This window comes from Phormidium tenue FACHB-1050 (assembly GCF_014696925.1).
GTDB lineage: Bacteria > Cyanobacteriota > Cyanobacteriia > Pseudanabaenales > Pseudanabaenaceae > Pseudanabaena.
This window is the reverse complement of sequence record NZ_JACJQY010000032.1, coordinates 51,314-61,873: the sequence shown is the minus strand read 5'-3', so window position 1 is coordinate 61,873 and position 10,560 is coordinate 51,314. Positions and strand designations below refer to the sequence as shown.

10 protein-coding genes and 1 tRNA gene are annotated in these 10,560 nt (G+C 42.6%); 10 read left to right on the top strand and 1 reads right to left on the bottom strand.

Translation table 11 applies throughout. The annotated features are described in order from the left end of the window. Positions 1-309: 309 nt before the first annotated feature. From H6G05_RS17615 to H6G05_RS17575, 9 genes are all read left to right on the top strand, one after another. Entirely contained in the window at positions 310-1,521 is a 1,212-nt protein-coding gene (locus H6G05_RS17615; protein WP_190579852.1) for a DUF2252 domain-containing protein, read from the top strand. Between the two features lie 21 nt (positions 1,522-1,542). Continuing rightward, positions 1,543-1,848, top strand: coding sequence for a hypothetical protein (locus tag H6G05_RS17610; protein WP_190579850.1), 306 nt, complete (start codon positions 1,543-1,545; stop codon positions 1,846-1,848). A 121-nt stretch (positions 1,849-1,969) separates the two neighbouring features. Next, complete coding sequence (gene gshB / locus H6G05_RS17605) at positions 1,970-2,938, top strand: glutathione synthase (RefSeq protein WP_190579848.1); 969 nt, start codon at positions 1,970-1,972, stop codon at positions 2,936-2,938. Between the two features lie 237 nt (positions 2,939-3,175). After that, entirely contained in the window at positions 3,176-4,114 is a 939-nt protein-coding gene (locus H6G05_RS17600) for a DUF1517 domain-containing protein (RefSeq protein WP_242025608.1), read from the top strand. A 412-nt stretch (positions 4,115-4,526) separates the two neighbouring features. Next, positions 4,527-5,654, top strand: coding sequence for a hypothetical protein (locus tag H6G05_RS17595; RefSeq protein ID WP_190579845.1), 1,128 nt, complete (start codon positions 4,527-4,529; stop codon positions 5,652-5,654). A gap of 124 nt (positions 5,655-5,778) precedes the next feature. Next, positions 5,779-6,351: a TIGR04376 family protein gene (locus tag H6G05_RS17590; protein WP_190579843.1), complete on the top strand. Its 573-nt coding sequence runs from the start codon at positions 5,779-5,781 to the stop codon at positions 6,349-6,351. Between the two features lie 176 nt (positions 6,352-6,527). Next, positions 6,528-7,448, top strand: a complete 921-nt coding sequence (locus tag H6G05_RS17585) for a histone deacetylase family protein (protein ID WP_190579841.1) — start codon at positions 6,528-6,530, stop codon at positions 7,446-7,448. 233 nt (positions 7,449-7,681) lie between these two features. After that, positions 7,682-9,082: a 9,9'-di-cis-zeta-carotene desaturase gene (gene zds, locus H6G05_RS17580; RefSeq protein ID WP_190579839.1), complete on the top strand. Its 1,401-nt coding sequence runs from the start codon at positions 7,682-7,684 to the stop codon at positions 9,080-9,082. A gap of 446 nt (positions 9,083-9,528) precedes the next feature. Next, positions 9,529-9,602: transfer RNA gene (locus H6G05_RS17575), tRNA-Pro, on the top strand. Between the two features lie 47 nt (positions 9,603-9,649). Here the strand turns inward: H6G05_RS17575 and H6G05_RS17570 are convergent. Beyond that, entirely contained in the window at positions 9,650-10,090 is a 441-nt protein-coding gene (locus H6G05_RS17570) for an NUDIX domain-containing protein (RefSeq protein WP_190579836.1), read from the bottom strand. A 159-nt stretch (positions 10,091-10,249) separates the two neighbouring features. Here H6G05_RS17570 and H6G05_RS17565 point away from each other — a divergent pair, with 159 nt between their 5' ends. Continuing rightward, a complete protein-coding gene (locus H6G05_RS17565) occupies positions 10,250-10,495 on the top strand; it encodes a hypothetical protein (protein ID WP_190579834.1) in 246 nt (81 codons plus the stop codon). Positions 10,496-10,560 lie beyond the last annotated feature (65 nt).

Genomic DNA, 10,560 nt, shown 5'->3' with positions numbered 1-10,560 from the left:
GAAATAGGTTAATCTCTTTCATAGGGGTTTTATTTGTGATGTGGTTATCTTTTATAAAACCCCTTCCTGCCTACTTTTGCAACTTTTTGTCCTGTACTAAGGTCCTAAGCAAAACTTACATTGCTATAAGCTCCAAAATTTTAAAATCAAAAAAGTAAAAGCCTCGCAAAGCGAGGCTTTTACTTTTTTGCTCCTAGAGAGAGTTTGCGCTGTGAACCCTTTCTAGGAGCCAGTTTGAAATTAACCCAAACTGGGGTTAAATTAATGTAGTCAACACTTCGTGTTGACTACATTAATTTGGGGATGTTTATGGCAAATCGAAATATTCGCGATCGCATTCAGCGTTTTAATCTCAGCCAACCACGAGATCCTGAATTGCTTAAGGACAAATATGCGGCGATGCGTGCAGACAAAGAAAATCCCTTTGTCTTTTTTCGAGCTACCTGTCATCTGTTTTATGAAGACTTGCCAATTAAATCTTGGTTAAAAAAAGCTCCTCTGGTCTGGATTTGTGGAGATCTTCATGTTGAAAATTTTGGCAATTACAAAGCGGATAATCGTCATGTTTATTTTGATGTCAATGATTTTGATGAAGCCGTACTAGCACCATGTACTTGGGAAATTGTGCGGTTATTGACCAGTATTTTTGTGGCTTCAGAAACCTTTGCCGTTAAGCCATCAGTTGCCGAAAGTCTCTGTCAGCAATTTCTCAATGCTTACACTCAGGCGATCGCGGAGGGTAAAGCCTATTGGATGGGTGCAGATATGGCTCCTTCAGTAATTGAAGCGATGCTTTCTCGCAAAACTCACGTCCAGCGTAAGGAACTTCTTGATGAGCGTACAGTTTTAGATAAGGATAAACAAAGGCGATCGCTAAAAATCGACAACAAAAAAGCAAAATCAATTTCTAATCAACAAAGGGAGAAGGTAACCAAATTTATAGAATCCTTTGCAGCTCAACAACCTAATCCTCAATTTTTTAAATTATTAGATGTTGCCCAACGCATTGCGGGTAAAGGCAGTTTAGGGATTGAGCGCTACGTTTTGCTAGTAGAAGGTAAAGGCTCACCCGATGGTAATTATCTGCTCGATCTTAAAAAATCTCTTCCTTCTTCGCTGAATCCCTATATTATTTGGGAACAACCAAAATGGCAAAGTGAAGCTGATCGCATTGTTTCCATTCAGAAGCGATTTCAGGCTATGCCAACTGCTTTTTTACATTCTGTGACTATTGGCAAAGATTCATTTGTATTGCGAGAACTTCAGTCTACACAAAGTCCCACTGATCATTTGAAGATTGAGAAATGGGATGATAAGTTGTCAAAATCTGAGCAGTTAATGCGATCGCTAGGGCAGATCGTGGCTTGGTCACATTTGCGAACTAGTGGACGACAAGGCTCAGCGATCGCTGATCAGTTAATTGATTTTGCAAGTAAAACCAAGTGGAAAACAGAACTAATGGAATATGCTAAGGTGTATAGCCAGCAAGTACATCAAGACTGGAAAGAATTTTGCAAATAAATGTTTAGGCAAGTCTAGAGTATGCGAGTTAAGATTGAGAACGAAGTTCTATTTATTCATCGAGATGATGTGCCGAAGTATAACAAACAAGGTTCTATCGTCCGTAATAGTTACTTTTGGGCCTTGCGATCGATCGCAGGTCGGGCAAACTCTCGCTATGACTGGGAATTTGAATCAGAAGTATGGATTGCCTTGCAGAGAATGTTACTCTCCTTTGCGGAGTCAGGATATTTACCCATCCGTGAAACTCAGTTAGAATTTGCGCCTGAAGCAGATGAAATCCCCCAATTATTACGACTAGTTTCCACAGTTACTATTGATGAATAAAACCCAAAAGATAAGTGGTGGCGCGAAGCGCCACCACTTAATCTTTTGGGTTTTGATTTTCTTGCATTGCTATAAAACTGATAGATTGAGTGTTAAAAGCTCTAAAAATCAATAAAATCCCATGAAACTTGCCTTTATTATTGATCCGATCGCGAAACTCGATCCCGCCCATGACACTAGCATTGCTCTGATGGAAGCAGCTTGTCGCAAGGGGTATGAAGTATTTATCACTAATATGAATACGCTCAGTGTCAAGGATGGCAAGGCTTGGGCTTTTTTACAACCTACTAAAATTCATCCTGTGCCACTAGTTGATGGTAAATGGCAAGTCCCAAATCCTTGGTATGAAGTTGCCGAGGGCAAATTTCAACCATTAGAAGCTATGCAATTTGTGTGGATGCGTCCCGATCCACCCGTCACCACAGAATATCTCTATGCCACCTATATTCTCGATTATGTGGATGCTAGCAAAACTACAGTTCTTAACTCTCCCCAAGGCATTCGTGCTGCTAACGAGAAAATGTACGCACTGCAATTTACCAAGGCAATTCCCAAAACAATTGTGACGGCTGATAAAGGGACAATTCGTGACTTTGTAGCGACTGAGGGCAAAGCAGTGATGAAACCATTGGGCGGCAAAGGTGGTGAGGGGATTTTGTTTTTAGAAGTAGGCGATCGCAATCTCAACTCCCTTATCGAAATCAGCACTAATATTGGCAAAACTCCCGTGATGGTGCAGGAATATCTACCTGACGCACAGAAGGGTGACAAGCGGATTATCTTGTTAGATGGGGAACCAATTGGCGCAGTTAATCGCGTTCCCCAAACAGGAGAATTTCGTGGCAATATGGCAGCAGGTGGCAATGCAGTTCAGGTCAATATTACCGATCGCGAACGGGAAATATGCACTCAACTTGCACCAACCCTAAAGCGTGATGGCTTAATGTTTGTGGGTATCGATGTTATCGGCGGCTACCTAACTGAAGTCAATGTCACCAGTCCCACAGGTGTGCGCGAAATTGATCGCCTTGATGGTGTGTCTCTAGGCGATCGGGTAATGGATTGGTTAGCAACTAAAACCGATGGTTAATGGCGTGGCAGGTGCGGAAACCCGTTTATATTTGTCGCAAACCTTGTTAGGACATAAAACCCGAATAGTGGGAGGCGGCGCGAAGCGCCGCCTCCCACTATTCGGGTTTTGATTTCGCTTAACATAAGTGACTATGGCTGTAGCAGATCTTGACTAGGTTAGAATTGATATAGAACATCTATAGCAATTCTTTGAGAAATAGCCTTTTTGTCTATGAAGTTTTTTAGCCCAGAATTTATGAAAAAAGTTAAAACTCACGTCAAAGTCTGGACGCGATCGCTACTAGCGATTTCCTTAGTTGCGATGACCATATTTGGCAATGCCCACGAAGCCTTTGCCAAACGCTCAGGTGGTCGCATTGGTGGTAGCTCCTTCAAATCAGCCCCAAGTCGTTCAGCTCCTTCAAATTCGGTATATAGCGGCAGCAGCAACACCTACTATGGTGGCGGCGGCAGTGGATTTTTCTTCCTACCCATGTTTTTTGGTGGTGGCGGCGGTGGGCTATTTACAATCCTGTTGTTGGTAATTGTTGCAGGTGCAATCATGCAAGCATTTCGCGGCAATGGTAATGGCGAAGGCATTACTGGCATGGCTAGCAAAGTTAGTGTTGCCAAAATCCAAGTAGGTCTGCTCTCATCCGCGCGATCGCTGCAACAAGAGTTAACTCGTCTCGCACTAGAGTCGGACACCTCAACATCGGAAGGCTTAGCTACGGTCACCCGTGAAACAGCGATCGCTTTAATGCGTCATCCTGAATATTGGGTTTATGTAAGTAGCGCTAACGAAAACACCAAGTTTGCCCTAGCTGAACAAAAATTTAATAGTTTGGTGATGTCTGAGCGCAGCAAACTCAATGCTGAAGTCTTGAGCAATGTCGGTGGTCGGGTACTCCAAGGCAAAACTACGGCAACATTGCCTAGTGAAAGTAGTAGTGGGCTAGAAGATCCTAGCGAATATATTGTGGTGACGCTTTTACTTGCTGTTGCTGGAGAAACTCTAAGTAAATTACCAACTTTGCGTTCTTCCGCAGATTTACAATCGGCACTATCTGTAATTGGCTCTGTGCCTACGGATAACCTGTTAGCTGTCGAAGTATTATGGGAACCCCAGTCTGAGGACTATACCCTCACCAACGATGAAGTTCTGACGATTTATCCTGATCTAGTCAGAATCTAGATACAGCATTTTGTGCTCAAACCCAAACCAAGAAAAACCTTAAAAGCTTTGCTTCGCAAAGCTTTTAAGGTTTTTCTGTTAGTACAATAAGAGAATGGCGGCGCTTCGCGCCGCCATTCTCTTATTTGGTTTTGATTTTGTGCGGCGCAAAGCGCTGCCATCAATCTTTAAGGCAAAAAGGAAAAAGGACGCATTGTGTCCTTTTTCCTTTTTGCCTTAAAGATTTGCGAAATCTCGTGTAAATTTGTGGCGCTTAGCGACAATTTGTGGTATCACTTACCAGTATTATTTTTTCTTATTTTTGCTGAGACAAATTTAAAGCATTGTGATTTGGCTAAGATAGCGGTAAAAAACAGCACAACTTTGGGTATTACCAAATGTGCATGGCTTATGGAGTGAATAGGATCGGCATATGATGCAAAATACAGATAATAAAAACCAGTTTTATGTAACTCAAGACGTTGATGTTTATACAGACAACGTTGATAACTTAATGGACGATCTATTTGGAGATGTCGAATCCACACTCCATGTCGATTATGCTAAGCAGCGATCGCTTAGATCAAAAAATTCACAAACCAAACAAAGCAAATCATCAGCCCCCTATGCCTCTGTAAACTCCTCAAGCTCAGACATAGTTGCTATTTCCAAAATTGACACCTCCGAAAAAGAGATGTCAACATCAAAAGATACCGTTAGCATTACCAAACTTAACGTTGCTGATATTGCCTTACCGCCCATCTCTAAGCAAGATGTCCTCTGGATTCAACCCTACATCATGCGGAATCCAGAACCAACTAGCAACCTGCCACCGATACCACCCGAACCAGTAGCTCCAAAATATAACCTGCTTGATCGGCTGTTACTAGTGTTTGCTTGTAGCTCAGCCTTGATTGCCGCCATAATGTGGACAATTAATCACGGAATTTGGTTAGGTCGGCAGTCAGTCACAGTTGCTCAAGTTTCATCAAAAGATACCGCTACCAACAAATCCTTTGGCGAAGAAATTAAGCGGATGTTATCGGAAGTAGCCGATAAAAATCGCGCGATCGCCACTAATCCCAACAATATCAGCAGCAATATTCCGCTCATGGCTGCGCCCCTAGTCAGTAATATGCCCTTACCTGTTGGCGCAAATAATCCTTTTACTAATGGCATCCAACAACCTATGTATGTGCCTGTATATCAACCACCAGCCGTCAGCAATAGTGGTAATGCACCATCTCCTTTAGCCTTGCCACCTGTCACCGCAAATAACTCGGTTGATGTCTCTAACTCCACAACCACAGCAAAACCAAATACTGTGGCTGCATCTCGTCCAGTTGCTGCTGCACCAGCGCCATCGTATACATTAATTGGAATACTGGATTTGGGCGATCGCTCTACTGCCATGATTGATATCAATGGCTCTGTGCAATCCATCGGACTAGGCAAGGCGATCAATAACACAGGCTGGATTTTATCCCGTGTTAGCCAGCAAGAGATCATCCTCAAACGTGGTAAAGAAACTAAAACTATATTTGTTGGTCAAAAGTTTTAACCAAACCAAAAAGAGAGTGGTGGCGCAAAGCGCCGCCACTCTCTTTTTGGTTTGGTATCAAAGCCAATGTTGATATTGAGTTACAATTTTTCTGGAAAGCGCCTAAACCAATTGAGGAAAATATATGGGGTTAATAGAGGATATATCTCGCTTTTTAGAGACCCGCCTAGAGGAGTTTATTCGCAATAACCCACAGATTGAGTTGCAAATCCTCGAAGATAAGTTGCGTCAACAAGAAGAAGAAATAACGAAATTAATTGCTAGCTCGAAACTAGAAGAGAAAAAACTCCAAGATCGAATTCTAGAAATTGCCGAAGAAATTCGGGTCTGGCATGATCGCACTGTCAAAGCCGAATCCTTTGATCGCCCCGATCTAGCTAGTGCGGCAAAAGAACGTGAAGCAGCTTTATTGAGACAAGGCAATCAAATTTGGGCGCAGATGGAATTGGTCAAAAAAAGAGCGATCGATAGTCAAGCCCTACAAGTGCAAATCCAAGAACGGCGGAAGGAAGTCCAAGCCAAAATAGCGGAAGCTGCCAAAACTGCCAAGGCAAAATCGCCAACTAGTACTCCTTTAAATTGGGATAACCTTTATACACCACCCTTTCGAGATCCTAACGATCAGTTAGAAGAAACTTTTCGGCGTTGGGAAATGGATGAAGAACTCGATCGCCTCAAACGCAATATGGGCAAATAAAATCCACAATAAGGGTTCTACTATTTAATTAAGAACCAGATTTTTAGTGGCGCAGCTTCACTGTGCCATAAAAAGTTGGTTCTTTATTTTACTGCTTATCCCTAAGGGAGACAGACAGTGAGTATGGCTAGCCCTGATGCTGAAACTCATTTAGGACTAACCTTTGGTTAGTAATCATGGATTTACCACTTATCTATCATCCCAATTACGTCGCGCCGATCGCTAATACCAATCGCTTTCCGATGGAAAAGTTTCGCTTGCTGTATGAGATGTTACTGACGGATGGTGTAGCGCGACCTGAGCAATTTTTTCGACCAGAATTACCAGACTTAGATGCGATCGCCTTAGTCCATGATCGCGAATATGTAAATGCTTATTGGCAAGGCAATCTCGACCCTAAAGCCCAACGCCGCATTGGATTACCTTGGAGTCCCGAACTCGCCTATCGTACAAGAATCGCTGTTGGTGGCACATTATTAACCGCACGATTAGCCTTAGCTCATGGATTAGCCTGTAACACCGCAGGGGGAACCCATCATGCCTTTCCTAGCTATGGTTCAGGTTTTTGTATATTTAATGATCTGGCGATCGCTTCCCAAGTTTTACGCAGAGAAGGTTTAGTCAAGAAAATATTAATCGTTGATTTGGATGTGCATCAAGGCGATGGCACAGCTCTAATTTTTCAGGATGAGCCAGATGTGTTTACCTTCTCTATGCATTGCCAGATTAACTTTCCGTCTGTTAAACAAATTAGCGATCGCGATGTTCCCCTACGTGAAGGAATGGAAGACGATGAATACTTACGCACTCTTGCTAATCATTTACCCGATTTATTAACCGAATTCCAGCCCGACTTAGTTCTTTATGATGCAGGAGTCGATCCGCACATAGGCGATCGCTTAGGCAAACTTGCTCTCACTGATGCAGGGCTATATCGGCGCGATATGCAGGTTTTGAGTACCTGTGTCTCTCAAGGTTTTCCCGTCGCCTGTGTGATTGGTGGTGGTTATTGCGAAGACATGCGATCGCTAGTATATCGACATTCTCTATTACATCGAGCTGCTAGTGAAGTCTATCGACAATATTGTCTTCACTAGAAGAACTGCTTAAAGTTTAGGTATAGCGCTTTGCAAGCAAACGAGGTGTAAGGGTTTGTTTTCCCGCCTTCGGCGGGAAAACAAACCCTTACTTCACTAGACTGATAAACGCTGTAGTGCTAAAGAAGTGATGAACGATAGGCGATCGCCATACCCCAAAGACCCAAACAAGATTACAATATGTTAAGCAAAACTTAACAACAAGGTAACGACGGTCAGGGTCGAGCATAAACATGAAAGCAGTGATTATTGGTGCAGGCTTAGCGGGTATGAGTACTGCCGTGGAACTCAGTGAGCAAGGCTACGAGGTAGAACTTTTTGAATCCCGTCCCTTTGTTGGCGGCAAAGTCAGCAGTTGGCTAGACAAAGATGGCAACCATATCGAGATGGGCTTGCACGTATTTTTTGGCTGCTACTACAACCTCTTTGCACTGATGAAAAAAACAGGCGCATTCGACCATCTACGTCTCAAGGAACATACGCATATTTTTGTTAATCCCGGTGGCGCACAGGCTGCCCTTGATTTTCGGAACTTTGGCGGCGCACCCTTTCATGGTCTAAAAGCATTTGTAACCACAGGACAGCTGCCACTCAAGGACAAAATCCAAAATGCGATCGCGATCGGGCGGAGTCCCTTAATTCGCGGCTTAGTCGATCATGTCGGTGCAATGAAGGAAATCCGCGCCCTCGACAATATCAGTTTCAAAGATTGGTTTTTGGGCATGGGTGGATCACAGGCGAGTCTTGATTTGATGTGGGATGCGATCGCCTATGGTTTAGGCTTTATCGACTGCGAAAATATTTCTGCACGCTGTATGCTCACCATCTTCCAATTCTTTGCATCAAGAACTGAAGCTTCGATTTTGAGAATGCTCGAAGGTGCGCCCGACGAATTTCTGCACAAGCCAATTGTGAAGTTGATTGAATCTAAAGGCGGCAAGTTCCATTTACGTCGTGGTGTACGCGAAGTTCTCTTTGAAGGTGAAGGCGAAGATACTCGCGTTACAGGTTTGATCATTGGCAAAGAAGACGGTGAAGAAATCGTGAATGCCGATGTATATATCTGTGCCACCGATGTTCCAGGGGTAAAAAGGATTATCCCTGAGAAATGGCGAGCATGGTCACAGTTCGACAATATCTATAAGCTCGATGCTGTGCCTGTAATTACGGTGCAACTGCGATTTGATGGTTGGGTGACAGATATTGATAATTTACTTTATGCCATTAAAGTCGATTTCTCCACCTTTGCAGATTTGGCAATTACTAGCCCTACTGATTATTACAAAGAAGGCGAAGGCTCTCTCTTGCAATTAGTGATTACCCCTGCGGATGATTATATTAAGCTCAGTAATGAAGCGATCGTTGAGAAGATGATTGCTCAAGTACATCAGATTTTCCCTTCTTCCAATAAGCTGAATGTAACTTGGTCAAGTGTGGTCAAACTGGCGCAGTCGCTCTATCGTGAAGCCCCAGGCAAAGATCCCTTCCGTCCAACTCAAGCTACACCTGTAAAGAATTTTTTCCTCGCGGGAAGCTACACGATGCAGGACTACATCGACAGTATGGAAGGCGCGACACTTTCGGGCAAGATGTGTGCCGCAGAAGTGATTAAGGGTATTCGTATTGCCCAATAGAACCAAAACAAAAAATGGCTACGCCATTTTTTGTTTTGGTTCTATTGTTTTTTTATACCAATTCACGAAAGTATTACAACACTTTCGTGAATTGGTATAAAAAGATTGCAATTAGAATTGCTGATATTTTTATACCAATTCTAATTATAAAAATCGGTTTTTTGAAATCCTGCCGACGGCAGGATTTCAAAAAACCGATTTAGGTGTTTCCAGCGCCGAAGGCGCTGGAAACACCTAAATCGGTTTCATAATGAGAATTACTGATATTTTTTGCTATGGCAACGTAAGAGATAGCTCGGACAAAAATCAAAACCCAAAAGATGAGGGGCGGCGCGAAGCGCCGCCCCTCATCTTTTGGGTTTTATGTCCTAAGCAAAACTTACATTGCTATAGGTGTTAAAATTTGCAAATGATTATGCTATGATAGGAAAGCGTCAAAAACGCAACGGGATGTAGCGCAGCTTGGTAGCGCACCACTTTGGGGTAGTGGGGGTCTTGGGTTCAAATCCCAACATTCCGATTTAGTGATCAAAGAAATAGGTAGATTATTTTGCAATCTATCTATTTCTAAGCAAATAGTAATCTAGTTAAACTTTCTGGAACTAGTTTTATATTCTGCTGCTGCATATCTGTTAAGGACAGCCATTTTGCAGTGAGTTCCGTAGTTATGGAACTTTCATAATAGGTTAGTGCTTCCTTGTCATAACAAGATTTATCTACAAATTCAGCATCATAGACAAATACAACTTCATGTCCTTGCTTACCATCGTAGATAAATATATTCTCAATCACCTCAAGCAATTTTAAATTTTCTAACTCCAGCCCAAGCTCTTCTCTAATTTCGCGCAGCATTGCTTCTTGACTGCTTTCCCCAAACTCTATCCCTCCGCCCAATGGACGGCAAAAATATTCCTGCTTTGTCGATTCAAAGCTTGTAGAAACTAGAATTTTGTCTCCATTGCGAAATAAGCAAATGGAAACTGGTCTAATACATGGAATCTTATCCATAAGCCTAAATTTCTGGATTTTGTGATATCGATCGCAAATTACCACACATAACATCACCGAAACAAGAATTAGCGATCGCAGTCCCAAAACTTATAGAAAGCGATACTCATAGCTATAGAAAAATTCCTTTACAGATCGCAAGTTAACCGTCCAAAAGCCATGATTCTCAACTCGCTAAATGAAACTCGTTCAATTGAAGTTATCACCCTTGCTGGCAGAGAGCGCGGGATTGTCTTTTTAGGCAAAACTTTTGTTGCTGACAGGGCTTACAAGAGCTTAGATGAGGCGATCGCTGCTTGTAGACAAGACTTAGATTTGGGTTTAGCTGTATTGATTACCCCTGATGCAGAAAAGTTTCGGGTCTGGGTCTCTGTACCTAATCAAATGATTTTTCAAGCTGCTTAGTCAAGATCAAAAAAATCAAGCTCTGATTTTTTTGTATAGCTATCGCCATTTGTATTAAACCCAGA